Source organism: Pedobacter gandavensis (assembly GCF_014172405.1).
GTDB lineage: Bacteria > Bacteroidota > Bacteroidia > Sphingobacteriales > Sphingobacteriaceae > Pedobacter > Pedobacter gandavensis.
On the sequence record NZ_WNXC01000004.1, the window covers coordinates 1 to 15,581 of the forward strand.

A 15,581-nucleotide genomic window follows, 5' to 3' on the forward strand; every position below is an offset into this window, starting at 1 on the left:
ACTAAGTATGGGTCTTAGTCAGCTATTCGAAAACACAAAAGACAAGGTCTTTGCGCTAGCCAATCTGGCCAAATGGCATGAGAAAGTAAGGCAAACAGGTTTCAAGTCCTTCAATACCATTACAAAGTCGATACAGAACCATTACCAAACTATATTAAATTACTTTGATCGTAGATCTACGAATGCTTCAGCGGAATCTTTTAATGCAAAGATAAAGGCATTCAGATCGCAATTTAGAGGGGTAAAAAATATTGAATTCTTCCTTTTCAGGCTAACCCAGTTGTATGCATAAAATCGAAAAAAAGTATCAGTGCTCCACAAGTTTTGGGATTGATCCCTTCATTTTCTGTATCCAAAGCTTCCCAACGGTACTTTATCCTACACTCCTGTACGGCATCATAAGCAAGCTTTTCATGAAACCGGTCAATAACCCTGTGTGCATTGGTAAAACATCGCTTAATCGCCAATTGCATATTTGCAGCCATATCCATAGTAACTTCCTGGACCTTTTTACGAAGTCTTTCTGGTATTTTCTTCAGTACATCAATAATATCTTCGGCCACCGTGCCTTTGATCATCGCTACAATAGCGCCTTTAAGTCCTTTTGCCCCTTTATTGGTGACGATCGTATATAGCTCCCATTGGATATGGCTGTTTCGTCGATACTCAAATACGGGCTAACATTCTTGGTGAAAAGCATCCACTGGTCTGCATGATCTTTCTGATCCCAGGCATTGTAATCACTGATATGCTCTTTGTATTGTTCTTGCAGCTGTTTACCATCCACCTGGAAATAATGACCTAAATGATAACAGCTAATCGGATGGTTATCCAAATATTCCTTTTAAAAAAAGACCGAATTCCGTTGTCATTCGTGCCCCTTTTCTTACTAAATCCCAATCCCTGCTGATGATTTCTCCAGTATTTTTAACTGTCCAACGCCTTCTTTTAATGCATAAGGCTACTTTCTGACCACGAATTGGAAAGTCCTGAATGCCAACTTCTGGGAAGAATCCTTTGGATTCAAGATCTTTTTTATCATAGCCTTCCGGGGCTATATTCTTCTCTTCAAGGTAGATGTTCAGCATCTTAGCTTCTTTCTCTACTTTGGTTAACTCAAAATAATCAAGGATACCCTCTGGTAATAATAAACTGATAAGGGTTTCTGCAGCGTCACTCAAAATGAAAATTCTCGGTTGGTTTACAAATGCAAAAGAAAGAATTTATTTTATTCCCCCCAAGAATTCCGCTTGATCTTAGATCAATACATTTCTCCGCATCTTCTTCTGAAAGAATTGTTCCTTTGGCTTTGAAGTCTTAAATTACCTTTTTGGTGATAAGAGATTTTGTTAATTATATAATATTCCAAATATTTTTGTGGGGAATATTACGTTAGCGCTCTAAGCACAAGGAATATATTGGTTCAACTGTTTATAATAACCTTTTCACAAAGCCTAAAACGAAGATTGGTGTTTTTTCATATTGCTTTGCAACCTTTGTGTGTTAAAATACATCATAATAAAAAGACGCAGATCAGTAATAGGTTTACACTTATGAAAGCCCTGTAGCAACCATTAGATTTTATTATTAATTAGATTGATTGAACATAATGATTAAGTATATTTTCTTCCTGTTTTTCATGTCTCCTTTGGTTATGTACGGCCAGAAGGATAAAAATTTAGCAAGCGCTGAAGTAATTAAACTGAAAAAGGAGATTTTTAAGATAATTAAAAAGAATTCAATGTTTACCAACTCCCTTGATTGGAATGAAGTTGCCCGAGAATCTGATGCGTTGAAATTAAATGGGAATGATAGTACGGATACTAAAATTTTATTCGATTTTTTTACTCAAAAACTAAGGAAAGTTGGAGATAAGCACTCATTTTTTATATCTAAGAAATCCATATCCAAAATTATTGAGACACAGTTACCAATTCCTCCTCAAGCCGACTATCTAGGTGAGGGGATTGCATGGGTAAAAGTTCCCCCATGTTTAACGTTTGACGCCGTAAAGGATAAAGCCTTTGCCAATACGATCCGATCAGAAATAAAAAGAATTGATTCTGGACAAAAGGTTTCAGGGTGGATTGTGGATCTTCGCCATAACACAGGAGGAAATATGTGGCCTATGCTTGCGGGGCTAAATGCGCTTATTGAGAATGGAACGGTCGGTTACTTCGTGGATCCTAATTCAAATAAAAAACAACCGTGGATCAGCCAAAATGGAAAATTAAATTCCTCAACCATCAATAATTATAAAATTGAGAATATCAAAGTTAAAATTGCGGTTCTTATTGACTCCATGACGGGAAGCAGTGGAGAAATGACGGCAATCTCCTTTCTTGGACTACCAAATGTCAAAACGTTTGGACAACCCTCCGCAGGTTATACCACGGCAAATCAAACCTATTTTTTATCAAATGGATCGCAATTGCTGCTAGCAGTCCAATTTGTAGCCGACCGAACCGGTAAACCCTACAAGGATATGATTATACCCGATGTGCATGTGAAAGACTTGAGCAATACTAAAAGTGATGGGGTAATCTTAGCAGCGAAAAAATGGTTGTTACAGTAGATAGCTGAAATTTGGGTAACTCAGTAAAGTATTTTCAATCAAATGTAAAGCGTTAATGACTAACTTAAATTAATAGGCAGACATTTTAGAATTTGCTAATCGAAATTACATTCTATTAAATTACTCTAAAGAATCTTCACCAATTTTTGAAATTCTAGTCAAGTCATCAAGCAAATTTCTTGAAAAGCACACAGTCTCTGGAGCACAAATCTACAAGTCGGTAGATTACAAAAAAATCCCGTTTCTCACAAAGAAACGGGATTTTTTTGTTTGCATAGTAACCTATCCCTGCTTAGTTTTTTTTGTCACATAAATTTTCTCAAATAACGCTTTGTTGATGTCTTTGTCAGTAGCAAACAACAACCTGATCTGATAGTCTGGATTTTTGATTTCTAGATAATTTGAAAATTTAACTTCATCATAGTCTACAATTTGATCCTTACCAATAAGTTTAATGACATCGACTTTTCTAGCAAAAGGTTTTATCCCATTTTGGAACGAAACGTTTACACGCTTAAAATCCTCCATATAATAGCCTTCAAAAATATTGACTTTTTGATTTTCGTCACCACCATTCTTCAGTGTAAACTGCAAAAAAAGGTTGTTATTAGGATTTTCATAAATAACTTGCGAATCCGCATCATCCCATATTAATTTGCGTTCAAAATTTCTATTCAGCCTTGATTTCACAAAATCGTTTTCATTGGTTTCCCCCAAGATCAACGGATCAGGGTTCCAGTTACTATCTATGATTAGCGAAGGTTTTTCTTTAACCTCAGCCACCTTTTTAGCATTTTTCATTAACTCTTTACTATAGCCCTCTTTATCACAACCTCCAAAATCGATCATGCCATTCATTAAATCCCAATAGCAGGTTTTTGACAGATTTGTATTGTTTAAAACAATAAGCCTGTCATAATCAGGCGCAAAAAAGATATATTTATGCTCCTTTTTTAAATTCCAGTAAAGCCCATGATCTGTGTTGGTATTTTTAGTGCCTTTACCATATCTGCTTTCAACTTTCTTTAACAGCTCCTTTTGCAGATTTTCATCCTTCATTTCTATCCTAAAACCATAGATCACTTGACTTGCCTGATAACTAGTTAGAATTGAGTCTAATTTTTCTTTGTTTTTAAAGGGTTCAAAGCTGACATGGCCGCCACCACCTTTGGTAAGACTATCTGTTTTAAGTGCTTCAGCATTAATCTGGAAGAATACTTTCTGGTTCTTTAAGTCTATGCCATCGAAACTAAATTTCGACCCGTTTTCTATTTCAATCAATAAGCAAAAAGGATATTCAACAGTTTCTACGCCAATTAGATTTTTATTCTTGAAATCTATGAGCTCCGTAATCGGTTCATCAAGGGACAATTTAGAGAGATCTGTTTTAACCTGAGCCTTACAGGAAAATAAAGACAACACAAATAAAAGGAGAAAATACCTCGAGTTCACCATATAATTCATTCGTAAAATATAATCGTAAATATAGAAATTATATCTCCCTTTAAATAAGCAAGACATCACTCCTCTGTAAACAAGATTAAGCACTCTTCCCTACTACAAGCCAGATGTAATCTGGCCTCTTTATTGCCATATAAAGGTTATATTATAGTAATAGAATTCTTTAAACCTCAAGCCTTTGAATTTGGCCAAACTATTGTGTAATTTTGTCGCGTAATTAGCCTGTTTAAAAAAGGATCACTGTAAAACAACAGTCTACTTATCAGAAACAAGGTAAAAGTTCGCATTTAATCACTTAAATATAGAAATATGTCATCAGTAGAGACAACTTATGTCCCGTATAAAGTTAAGGACATTTCACTGGCGGAATGGGGTCGTAAAGAAATTGGATTAGCAGAAGCAGAAATGCCTGGACTAATGTCATTACGCGAAGAATTCGGTCCTTCGAAACCACTAAAAGGTGCACGCATCGCAGGATGTTTACACATGACGATTCAAACTGCTGTTTTGATCGAAACATTGGTAGAACTTGGTGCTGAAGTAACTTGGTCATCATGTAACATCTTCTCCACACAAGATCATGCTGCTGCTGCGATTGCTGCTGCAGGAATCCAGGTTTACGCTTGGAAAGGTCTTAATGAAGTAGATTTCGACTGGTGTATTGAACAAACTTTACACTTCGGTCCGGAACGTCAGCCATTAAACATGATCTTAGATGATGGTGGTGATTTAACCAACATGGTTTTCGATAAATATCCTGAGCTAATTGCGGCAATCAAAGGTCTTTCCGAAGAAACGACTACGGGTGTTCACCGTTTATATGAGCGCATGAAAAATGGCACTTTACATTTACCTGCGATCAATGTTAATGACTCAGTAACTAAATCTAAATTCGACAATAAATACGGTTGCCGTGAGTCATTAGTTGATGCGATCCGTCGTGCAACTGATGTAATGATGGCTGGTAAAGTAGCTGTTGTTGCTGGTTACGGTGATGTGGGTAAGGGTTCTGCGGAATCATTAAGCTCACAAGGCGTACGTGTAATCGTTTCTGAAATTGATCCGATCTGTGCATTACAAGCAGCAATGGAAGGTTATGAAGTGAAGAAATTCGCTACTGCTGTTAAAGAAGCTGACATTATAGTTACTACAACTGGTAACTGTGATATCGTTCGTGCAGAACACTTCAAATCAATGAAAGACAAAGCAATCGTTTGTAACATTGGTCACTTTGACAATGAAATCGACGTAGCTTGGTTAAATTCAAACTATGGTGATACCAAAATTGAGATCAAGCCACAAGTTGATAAATACACTATTGACGGTAAAGATATCATCTTATTGGCTGAAGGACGTTTGGTAAACTTAGGTTGTGCTACTGGCCACCCAAGTTTTGTAATGTCAAACTCTTTCACTAACCAAACTTTAGCTCAATTAGAATTGTGGACTAACACTGCTAATTATGAGAACAAAGTTTATGTGCTTCCTAAATATTTAGATGAGAAAGTAGCACGTTTACACTTAGCTAAAATCGGCGTAGAATTAGACGTTTTAGATCAGCACCAGGCAGATTATATTGGTGTTCCTGTAGAAGGTCCATTCAAACCTGAGGCTTACAGATACTAAGTGAAATCTGTATTCAGCGGATAAAAATCTACTGGATCCTGAAAATATAAAAGGGATGTTGTTCAAAGACAACATCCCTTTTTTTATGAGACAGGCGCTCCGAAATACGGTAGCCGGAAACATAACAACCCTCCTAAACTACCTTATCCTTCTTTTTGTTGTAAAGTAGTTGCATTCCCATCTCGAATAGCCTGGTAATGCGGTGACATAATCTCCACTCCTGCCTCGTCAAAAGCCATGTGGATATTTTTATGCAGCTCGGAATAAATCACGGCCATAATATCTGGTCTGGACACATAAGCATTGAGCTGATAAGAAACGTACCAGTCATCCAGACTTGTTTGCAATACAAAAGGTTGTTTCTCCTTGATCACCCCTTCCGTTGCCAATGCCGCATTGATCAGCAAGTCATGGATTTTAGGCCATGGAATATCATAACCCAAAGTAAGCGTGGTGTGAATAATCAACCCATCGACCACACATAAGCTCGTATAATTTACCGTGTTCCCATTCAGAATCGCACTGTTAGGGATCGTAATAATTTCATTTTTAATCGTCTTTAATCTAGTTACCAACAAAGATTTTTCGAGTACCGTACCGGTGATGTCACCGATTTTCACTACGTCACCAGCCTTAAAGGGCCGCATATAGGTAATCACCATTCCCGCTACCCCATTGCTGATTGCGGAAGAAGAACCAAAAGAGATCAGCACCCCTAAAAACACAGACACCCCCTTAAAAATCTCTGAATTTGAACCTGGAATAAACGGCCATATCACCACTACCATAAAGGCGTTTAAAATGATTTTTACAATATTATAGGTTGGTTTTGCCCAGTCAGGATAAAAGCCATTGATCTTCAGCTTCTCAGATTCAATCTCTCCTGCTAAGAATTTAATCACCTTTTTCACATAGTGAAAAACGAAGAAAATCACCAGGATGGTAATCAGATTGGGAATAAAATTGATCAGCGAAGAGAAGATGTTTTTGAGCGGATTCAGCACAAAGTTCATCAAATGATCTCCCAATGGCTTTGTCCAGGGAAAAAGGCGGAACACCAATGGTAGGGTCAGGTAAACCAGCAAAAACATCAATACTAATTTTAGCAGATGTAATACCTTATTGATGAGCGAAAGCTCATTTTTACGGTTGATCAGTTCATAATCTTTGATCCGAAGCTTACTCAGTTTCTGATGGAGTCTTTTGCTGATCCAGCCACGAAAACGGTTGAAAAACTTGTTCAGGTAAAAAAGACAGGCACCGAGTACTGACAAAATAAGGATTCCCATTCCGGCGCGCTTCAACAGCTCCACCACATCAGTTTCCTTTTTATATTCCAATACATTATCTACAATGATCTGGCGGTAGGTTTTCGCCAGCACTTCCTTTTCCATATTCACCGAATCGCCATCCAAATTAGATAAACTCATCAGGATATCGCCTTTGTAGTCAATATCCATCACCAGTGAATCCTTGACCACCTTCACAGAATCAGCCACAAACAACAGGTCATCTGCCAGTTTACCTACTTTTTCAGAAGTTCTTTCCGCCCTTTCTTTTGCTGATAGTGAGCCTAACCTATTCTGAATAAAAAACAAGGTATCCTGGTGTGCAATGACAGGATAACCTTTCAAGACCACCTTCGCATCCTGCCCATGCACCAGGCTTTGTAAACTCAACAGGGATAGAAATGTAAAAAGAAACTTCATGGAAAATGGCTTAAGAAATTAGGGGCATTGCTTACAACAAAATAAGGAAATAATCTGCTATTTTTACCTCATGGCAAATTTATCTGTAAACATCAATAAAATTGCGACGTTAAGAAACAGTCGCGGGGGAAATAATCCGGATTTAGTAAAGGTAGCGTTAGATTGTGAGCGCTTTGGAGCAGAGGGCATCACGGTACACCCGCGTCCAGATGAAAGACATATCCGTTACCAGGACGTGTTCGACTTAAAAGCAGTGATTGCAACAGAATTTAACATTGAAGGGAACTGTAAAGAGCAGAAATTTGTAGACCTTGTTTTGGCCAATAAACCTGCACAGGTGACCTTAGTACCCGATACTGAAGGACAAATCACTTCAAACCATGGATGGGATACCATCAAACATCAAGACTACCTAAAAGAAATGGTGCAGCTTTTTCAAGCACAGGGCATCCGCGTTTCCATCTTCGTAGATCCGGTAGAAGAAATGGTGAAAGCTGCCGCAAACAGTGGTACAGATCGCATTGAATTGTACACAGAAGATTATGCCCGTCATTTTCATCAAAATCGTGAGCAGGCAATCAAACCTTATATCGCTGCAGCTAAAACAGCAAACACACTAGGCCTGGGCATCAATGCCGGTCACGATTTAGACTTACAAAACCTTCAATATTTTGCAGCAAATATTCCGGGTTTATTGGAAGTCAGCATCGGTCATGCATTAATCAGCGACGCCCTTTACCTTGGATTAGAAAACACCATTCAAATGTACCTCCGTCAATTACAAGATTAACCTAAAGTCCTTATGAAAACGCTGAACCTCCTTACCCTTTCCGCACTGTTTATTTTGTTGATCACCGGCTGTAAAGGCGCTGCTGAAAATTTAGACGAAAGCACAGCAACAGACGTCATTGCCACTTATCTGAAAACCAATCCGGTTTATGAAGAGGCAAAGATGGAAGTCGGAGAAATCAGGTTCAAAAGTAAAAACGATAAGTTGGCATTAGAAAAATACAAAAGCCTGCAGGAAAAGGGTTGGGTAACACTGGCCCTGCAGGATCAAAAGAAGAGATTCTTGTCGAAAGACAGCGTTTTCACTTATAAAATTGCCTTAACAGACAAGAGTAAACCTTACATTTTGAAACAGAATGTTTCACAGGCCACCTTGCGTGCCTTGGATTATGTAATGGATTCCGAAAAACCGATCACCATGATCAAAGGAGATTCCAGAGTTGCCCGCGTCACGGTATCCCTAAAAAAGGAACCTAATGATTTCGCTATCTGGCTGAAAAACAAAGGAACAGCGAGCAACTACATCACTAAATCTTATAAATTAAAGTATAAAAAAGATAGCGGCTGGATACTCGTTGGAGAATAGCGATATATGATCAATTCCGCTTAGAGCTAAGTGTATTTTTTATTACCTTTGCGGAACTTTTTATATATAGATTTCATGAGCTTAAATATTCATTACAAAGAAGACTTTAAAGATCGTCACATTGCTCCTAATACAGAGGATACCAATGCCATGTTAGACACCCTTGGTTTGGGTTCTGTTGACGAATTAATAGAACAAACGGTTCCTCAATCGATCCGATTAAAACAGCCATTAAACCTGCCAAAGGCGAAATCTGAAAAGGATTACCTGAGCAGCTTAAAGAAAACTGCTTCCTTAAACAAAGTATTTAAGTCTTATATCGGTCAGGGATACTATGACACGACTACGCCAGGAGTAATCTTGCGTAACGTAATGGAAAACCCAGGATGGTATACACAATATACACCTTACCAGGCAGAGATTGCACAAGGTCGTTTGCAAGCCTTATTAAATTTCCAAACTTTAGTAATTGACCTTACTGGAATGGAAATTGCAAATGCTTCTCTATTGGATGAAGGTACTGCTGCTGCTGAAGCGATGTTCATGCAATTCAGCTTGCGTAAAAATTCAAAAGCAACGAAATTCTTCGTTTCTGAATTAATCTTCCCACAAACTATTGACATTTTAAAAACCCGTGCCAATCCTTTTGGAATTGAGTTAGTGATCGGTGATCACCAAACTGTTGCGCTTAATGAAGAATTCTTCGGTGCAATTATTCAATACCCAGCTGGTAATGGTGAGGTTTTCGATTATACTGGTTTCGCTAAAACTGCACATACGGTAAATGTAAAGGTGACTGTAATTGCCGACCTTTTAAGTTTAACCTTATTGACGCCTCCAGGTGAATGGGGTGCTGATGTAGTAGTAGGTACAACGCAGCGATTTGGTGTACCAATGGGCTTTGGTGGTCCGCATGCTGCTTATTTCGCGACTAAAGATGAGTACAAACGCTCTATTCCAGGACGTATCATCGGAGTAACGATTGACAGCAACAACAACTATGCATTGCGTATGGCTTTGCAAACCAGGGAACAACATATCCGTAGAGATAAAGCGACTTCCAACATCTGTACTGCACAAGCGTTATTAGCAATCATGGCTAGTTTCTACGCAGTTTATCACGGTCCAAAAGGATTGAAACTGATCGCAGAACGTACACATGGATTAACCGTAACCTTAGCTGAATCATTAGAAAAAGCAGGTTATACGCAATTGAATAAATCTTACTTTGACACCATCCAGTTAGATTTAGGGAACCTTGTTGATTCTATCCACAGAGAGTGTGTAGACAATGAGATCAACTTAAATTACAATGGTAGTGTAGTGACCATCTCTTTAGATGAGACTACAGACCTGGAAGATGTGAAATTATTGGTTAAAATCTTCGCTAAAGTAAAAGGTATCGCTGCTGATAGCGTGGAAATGTCTGAGGAAAATCCAGCAACAGTAATTCCAACTGCATTACAACGTACTTCTGAATATTTAACACACCCGTTATTTAATTCACACCACTCAGAGCATGAGATGTTACGTTACATCAAATCTCTGGAAGCAAAAGATCTTTCTCTTTGTCACTCTATGATTGCTTTAGGTTCATGTACGATGAAACTGAATGCAACTACAGAAATGATTCCGGTAACCTGGCCAGAATTCGGTAGAATCCACCCATTTGCTCCAGCAGATCAGGTTGCAGGTTACTATACCGTGTTCAATGAGCTTGACAAATGGTTAAGTGAAATCACTGGGTTTGCGGCGATGAGCTTACAACCAAACTCTGGCGCTCAAGGTGAGTATGCAGGGCTAATGGTGATCAGAGCTTACCACCAGGATCGTGGTGATCATCACCGTAATGTTGCTTTAATTCCTTCATCGGCGCATGGAACCAATCCGGCTTCTGCAGCAATGGCTGGAATGAAAATCATCATCGTTAAATCTCTGGAAAACGGAAATATTGACGTAGCTGACTTAAAATTAAAAGCAGAAGAGAACAAAGAAAACCTTTCTTGCTTAATGGTAACTTACCCTTCTACACATGGTGTATTTGAGGAAAGTATCATCGACATCTGTAACATCATCCATGAAAATGGCGGACAAGTTTACATGGATGGCGCAAACATGAATGCTCAGGTAGGATTAACCAGCCCAGGTAATATCGGTGCTGACGTTTGTCACCTAAACTTACATAAAACTTTCTGTATCCCTCACGGTGGTGGTGGTCCTGGTATGGGTCCAATCGGTGTTGCTAAACACTTGGTTCCTTACCTTCCTGCTCACGCTGTAGTAGATATCAATAAAGAAAAATCTATCCCAGCTGTATCTTCTGCGCCTTGGGGTTCTGCTTCAATCTTAGTTATCTCTCATGCCTATATCGCAATGATGGGTGGCGACGGATTGATGAATGCAACGAAAAATGCAATTCTTAACGCCAACTACATGAAAGCGCGTTTAGAAACACATTACCCAGTATTGTACTCTGGTGCAAACGGTCGTTGTGCACACGAAATGATCCTGGACTGTAGAGGTTTCAAAAACTTCGGTATCGAGGTAGTTGACATTGCAAAACGTTTAATGGATTATGGTTTCCACGCACCAACAGTATCTTTCCCAGTAGCAGGAACGCTAATGGTTGAGCCGACAGAAAGTGAGCCTAAACATGAATTAGACAGATTCTGTGATGCTTTAATTGCGATTAGAAAAGAGGTGACTGCAGTAGAAAATGGTGATTTAGATAAAACTGATAACCCATTGAAAAATGCACCACATACTGCTACTATTGTAACTGCTGACGAATGGAACCATGGATACAGCAGACAAACTGCTGCCTTCCCACTTCCTTATGTTGCTGCTTTCAAATTCTGGCCTTCAGTAGGTAGAGTGAACGATTCGTTTGGTGATAGGTCATTAGTTTGTGCTTGTCCACCGATTGAAAGTTACATGGAAGAAGAAACTGTTTAAAAAATTTACCTGTTCAGTTAAACCTTTTAATATATTTAGATCTTAAATGTATTAAAAGGTCTATACTGACCTGTACCTAAACCATTAAACAAGAATATGAAATCAAAATTCACCTCATTAGCACTACTTTTTGTAGTGATCGTTAGTTCAGCATTTGTTGCTCCGGTATTTAAAGTTGATACCTATAAAGTAGACGCTTCAAAATCTTCGGTCACCTGGATAGGAAAAAAACTTACAGGTAGCCATAATGGAACGATTAATTTACAATCAGGTACTTTAGCATTCAATGGAAAGAAATTAACTGGCGGTAACTTCGTGATGGACATGAACAGTATTAAAGATGCTGACAAAAGTGCCAACTTAGAAAACCACTTGAAATCAGAAGATTTCTTTGGCACAGAAAAATTTCCTACAGCAACTTTTGTAGTTAAAAAAATAACTGGAACCGATGCTGCTGCAACCGTTACAGGTGATTTGACCATCAAAGGTATTACTAACCCAATCAGCTTCCCTGCTACTTTAGCGTGGAATGCAGATGGATCTGTAACTGCTACTGCAGACAAAGTTATTGTGGACAGAACTAAATATGACATCAAGTTCAGATCGAAAAGTATTTTCCCTGAAATTGGAAACAAGATGATCAATGATGAGTTTGAGCTTTCCGTTAAACTGGTAGCAAAAAAATAATTCGATTTATTTCATTAAAAAAAAGGCCATTATCGTATAGTGGCCTTTTTTTTGTAACATAACAGATACCATTTCTACCATAGCTACATAATTCATAACTTTATACATTACACACAACAATTTTCACAGTTACCCTTTGAACTTTATGATGACCTCAAAAATTAAGCTACTTGTCATTGATGATGATGACATTAATATCTTCATTATAAAGAAAATAGTAGAGAAAACGGGGTACAATGTCGAAATGGTAGCCAAAACAAATGGCCAAATGGCGATTGATTATATCACCATGACGCTCTCTTTACAGGAAAACCTACCTGAACTAATCTTAATTGATATCAACATGCCTGTCCTGAATGGATGGGAATTCCTAGATGCTTACGGACAGCTAAATATCAATCAGAAAATAGATATGTATATGCTTTCCTCTTCCGTGTACGAGAATGACATAGAAAAGGCAAAAACCTATCAGACTGTGAAAGGGTTTATTTCTAAACCACTTTCCATTGAACGCCTGACAGAGCTATTTAAAATTGTGGAACAGCAGTCTAGTGAATCCTAAACTGCCCATCTGTCAAACTGACGAATCCGGTTGCCTTGGACTTGCCGTGATAGAATAAGCAATTCCAATTTTCTACCGCAGCTTTCTGACCGAAGACCTCCCTAAGTTCCATTGCTTTTCTGCCATCAAAGTCATATTTAGCAATGAACTTTCTTATTAACTCTTCCGGCTCTGGTAAAACATCCCCCCCGAAAAATACTTTATCCGTTCCATCATCCAATAAAAAGGTCTGGTGAAAAGGTGTATGCGCCCCCGTAAGTTCATAGCTGATCTCTGAGCTTAACTGTCCGGAGCCTTCAATAAATACCAACTGCGCATTCCGCTGCAGGTATTCAAAAATTTCTGTGTGGTACGAAGAAGATGTATTGGTAAAAGCATTTTCCCATTCCCCACGCTGAATTACATAAACAGCGTTCGGAAAGCTCAAATCCATCTGATCGTTTAAATGGTGAATCATACCGCCGGAATGGTCAAAATGTAAATGAGACATCAATACCATCGTTACATCCTCTGGATTAAAACCTGCCTTCTTAATATTTTCATGTAAGATCAACTCCCCTTTTTCGTTACTATATCCCAATCCTGTATCCAACAAAATTAATTGGTCTTCCATTTTTACTAAAAATGGCTGTACATTGATAAACAAGGATGCCGGACGGTCTTTCGGCTGATCTACAGCAGGATTAAATGGCAGAAACTTTTTAGTTGCATCTACAGAATAGGTTCCTTCGAACAAAGTGAATACTTGCAATGGCGTAGTTATTTTAAGAAGAAATAATTAAATGATATATTTACGATTCATTGCAAAGATAGGGAACCTGGCTGAAATCCGGTTCATACCAGCGTCAAAACCGTTCAGCGGGCCTGAGCAATTCAGAAATGTTCGCTGCAAATAATCGATAATTCGACAAAAAGACAATAGACACTAATGGAAAAAAGATGGGTGCAGGTAGTAAACAGTGATTTTGAAACAATTGACCTGCTTGCACAACAGTTAAATATAGATCAGAGTTTAGCCGAAGTTTTAGTTCAAAGAGGTATTGCCTCCTTTGACGAAGCCAAGGATTATTTCCGGCCGGATATGGGTAAATTACATGATCCTTTCCTGATGAAAGACATGGAAAAGGCAATCGCAAGAATTGACCTCGCCCTGGGCAAAAGGGAAAAAATCATGATCTATGGTGACTATGATGTGGATGGCACTACTTCTGTGGCGCTCACCTATAGCTTCTTTAGCCAATTTACAGAAAACATAGAATATTATATCCCCGACCGTCATAAAGAAGGTTATGGGATCTCTACACAAGGGATTGATTATGCCAAGCAGCAAGGGATTACCCTAATCATTGCCTTGGATTGTGGGATTAAATCAGTAGATAAAGTGGCTTATGCGAATAGCTTAGCCATAGATTTTATCATCTGCGATCACCACCTGCCTGGAGATGAATTACCCAATGCAGTAGCTGTCCTAGACCCAAAACGTCTCGATTGCAACTATCCATTTAAAGAACTTGCAGGTTGTGGCATCGGTTTTAAACTTGCTCAAGCTTATAGCATCGAGCACCATTTACCCGCAGCAGGATATGAACAATACCTGGATCTGGTTATGGTTAGCATTGGTGCAGACATCGTTCCCATAGCAGATGAAAACCGAATATTGGCCTATCATGGGCTAATTAAGCTAAATACAAACCCTTCAAAGGGACTAGCAGCCTTGATGAAAATCTCCGGAAAAAACAAAGACTATACACTTACTGATGTGGTATTTTCTTTAGCTCCAAGAATCAATGCTGCCGGAAGAATGGACCATGCCAATCAAGCCGTAAAAATGCTGCTTTGTACTGAAGATGACCTGGCATTAGAACAGAGTGAATACATTAATCTTCAGAATTCAGACCGCAAGACTACAGACCATACCATCACTGCTGAGGCACTCGCCCTAATTGGCGACTGTGATATTTTAATACAGAAAAAAACAACCGTTGTTTACCATGAAAGTTGGAACAAAGGGGTAATTGGAATTGTTGCATCCCGCTTAACGGAAAAATATTTCCGCCCAACCATCGTTCTTACTTTATCAAATGGTTTGTTGACCGGATCTGCAAGGTCAGTTCCGGGATTTGACCTTTATGAAGCACTATTGGGATGCCAGGATTTATTGGTTCAATTTGGTGGACATAAGTTTGCAGCAGGCTTAACAATGAAGCCGGAAAATATCGACGTTTTTGCCGATAGATTTGAACAAATTGTATCCTCTACAATTACTGAGGATATGTTATGTCCGAAAATTAAGATTGATACAGAGCTCCAATTCTCACAGATTGACGGTAAATTTCAACGCATTATTTCACAAATGGCCCCCTTCGGTCCACATAATGCTGCCCCGGTTTTTGTAAGTCATGGACTGAGTTTGGCAGGAAAGCCACATGTTGTTGCGACAAAACATTTAAAATTGAGTATAAAACAACAAAATTCAGTTATTTTTGAAAGCATTGGATTTGGACTGGCAGAATATGAAGCCCTTTTACAACCAAACAAACCCTTCTCCATTTGTTATACGATTGAAGAAAATGTTTGGAGAGACCAGAGGCGTTTGCAATTAAACATCAAAGGAATAAAAATTAATTAGCG

The 15,581-nt window shown here is 38.6% G+C and carries 15 protein-coding genes; 9 read left to right on the forward strand and 6 right to left on the reverse strand.

Annotated elements, in window-relative coordinates; all coding sequences use genetic code 11:
- On the forward strand, positions 1 to 292 hold a 292-nt coding region (locus GM920_RS12310; protein WP_182957608.1), incomplete at its 5' end, for a transposase.
- On the opposite strand, the gene GM920_RS23720 is transcribed toward GM920_RS12310, so the two are convergent.
- The 3 genes from GM920_RS23720 to GM920_RS12320 are packed head-to-tail and all read right to left on the reverse strand — an operon-like array spanning position 267 to position 1,181.
- Positions 267 to 578: a transposase gene (locus tag GM920_RS23720; protein WP_394367961.1), complete on the reverse strand. Its 312-nt coding sequence runs from the start codon at positions 576 to 578 to the stop codon at positions 267 to 269. The two genes, GM920_RS12310 and GM920_RS23720, sit on opposite strands and share 26 nt — an antisense overlap.
- A gap of 2 nt (positions 579 to 580) precedes the next feature.
- Positions 581 to 835, reverse strand: a complete 255-nt coding sequence (locus tag GM920_RS23725; protein ID WP_235964515.1) for a hypothetical protein — start codon at positions 833 to 835, stop codon at positions 581 to 583.
- A complete protein-coding gene (locus GM920_RS12320; protein WP_182957610.1) occupies positions 828 to 1,181 on the reverse strand; it encodes an ISAon1 family transposase N-terminal region protein in 354 nt (117 codons plus the stop codon). Before GM920_RS12320 ends, GM920_RS23725 begins: the two co-directional genes overlap by 8 nt.
- A 428-nt stretch (positions 1,182 to 1,609) precedes the next feature.
- Between GM920_RS12320 and GM920_RS12325 the strand changes: the two genes are divergently transcribed.
- The gene (locus GM920_RS12325) at positions 1,610 to 2,575 is read left to right on the forward strand and encodes a S41 family peptidase (RefSeq protein WP_182957613.1); all 966 of its coding nucleotides are present in this window, start codon (positions 1,610 to 1,612) and stop codon (positions 2,573 to 2,575) included.
- Positions 2,576 to 2,857: 282 nt separating this feature from the next.
- On the opposite strand, the gene GM920_RS12330 is transcribed toward GM920_RS12325, so the two are convergent.
- Positions 2,858 to 4,096 (reverse strand): hypothetical protein, encoded by a 1,239-nt coding sequence (locus GM920_RS12330; protein WP_182957616.1) that lies wholly within the window; start codon positions 4,094 to 4,096, stop codon positions 2,858 to 2,860.
- Positions 4,097 to 4,345: 249 nt separating this feature from the next.
- On the opposite strand from GM920_RS12330, the gene ahcY reads away from it, so the two are divergent.
- The gene (gene ahcY / locus GM920_RS12335) at positions 4,346 to 5,662 is read left to right on the forward strand and encodes an adenosylhomocysteinase (RefSeq protein WP_182957619.1); all 1,317 of its coding nucleotides are present in this window, start codon (positions 4,346 to 4,348) and stop codon (positions 5,660 to 5,662) included.
- A 143-nt stretch (positions 5,663 to 5,805) separates the two neighbouring features.
- On the opposite strand, the gene GM920_RS12340 is transcribed toward ahcY, so the two are convergent.
- Positions 5,806 to 7,371 (reverse strand): mechanosensitive ion channel family protein, encoded by a 1,566-nt coding sequence (locus GM920_RS12340; protein ID WP_182957622.1) that lies wholly within the window; start codon positions 7,369 to 7,371, stop codon positions 5,806 to 5,808.
- A gap of 70 nt (positions 7,372 to 7,441) precedes the next feature.
- Between GM920_RS12340 and GM920_RS12345 the strand changes: the two genes are divergently transcribed.
- The 5 genes from GM920_RS12345 (at position 7,442) to GM920_RS12365 (ending at position 12,950) form a co-directional block, all read left to right on the forward strand.
- A complete protein-coding gene (locus GM920_RS12345) occupies positions 7,442 to 8,161 on the forward strand; it encodes a pyridoxine 5'-phosphate synthase (protein WP_182957625.1) in 720 nt (239 codons plus the stop codon).
- A 12-nt stretch (positions 8,162 to 8,173) separates the two neighbouring features.
- Complete coding sequence (locus GM920_RS12350; protein WP_182957628.1) at positions 8,174 to 8,746, forward strand: hypothetical protein; 573 nt, start codon at positions 8,174 to 8,176, stop codon at positions 8,744 to 8,746.
- Positions 8,747 to 8,821: 75 nt separating this feature from the next.
- Positions 8,822 to 11,701, forward strand: coding sequence for an aminomethyl-transferring glycine dehydrogenase (gene gcvP, locus GM920_RS12355; RefSeq protein ID WP_182957631.1), 2,880 nt, complete (start codon positions 8,822 to 8,824; stop codon positions 11,699 to 11,701).
- 96 nt (positions 11,702 to 11,797) lie between these two features.
- The gene (locus GM920_RS12360; RefSeq protein ID WP_182957633.1) at positions 11,798 to 12,388 is read left to right on the forward strand and encodes a YceI family protein; all 591 of its coding nucleotides are present in this window, start codon (positions 11,798 to 11,800) and stop codon (positions 12,386 to 12,388) included.
- 145 nt (positions 12,389 to 12,533) lie between these two features.
- Positions 12,534 to 12,950 carry a response regulator gene (locus tag GM920_RS12365; RefSeq protein ID WP_182957635.1) on the forward strand — a complete coding sequence of 139 codons (417 nt, stop codon included), beginning with the start codon at positions 12,534 to 12,536 and terminating at the stop codon, positions 12,948 to 12,950.
- On the opposite strand, the gene GM920_RS12370 is transcribed toward GM920_RS12365, so the two are convergent.
- Positions 12,937 to 13,701 carry an MBL fold metallo-hydrolase gene (locus GM920_RS12370; RefSeq protein ID WP_182957637.1) on the reverse strand — a complete coding sequence of 255 codons (765 nt, stop codon included), beginning with the start codon at positions 13,699 to 13,701 and terminating at the stop codon, positions 12,937 to 12,939. The genes GM920_RS12365 and GM920_RS12370 overlap by 14 nt on opposite strands.
- Positions 13,702 to 13,878: 177 nt before the next feature.
- On the opposite strand from GM920_RS12370, the gene recJ reads away from it, so the two are divergent.
- Positions 13,879 to 15,579, forward strand: a complete 1,701-nt coding sequence (gene recJ / locus GM920_RS12375; protein ID WP_182957639.1) for a single-stranded-DNA-specific exonuclease RecJ — start codon at positions 13,879 to 13,881, stop codon at positions 15,577 to 15,579.
- Positions 15,580 to 15,581 lie beyond the last annotated feature (2 nt).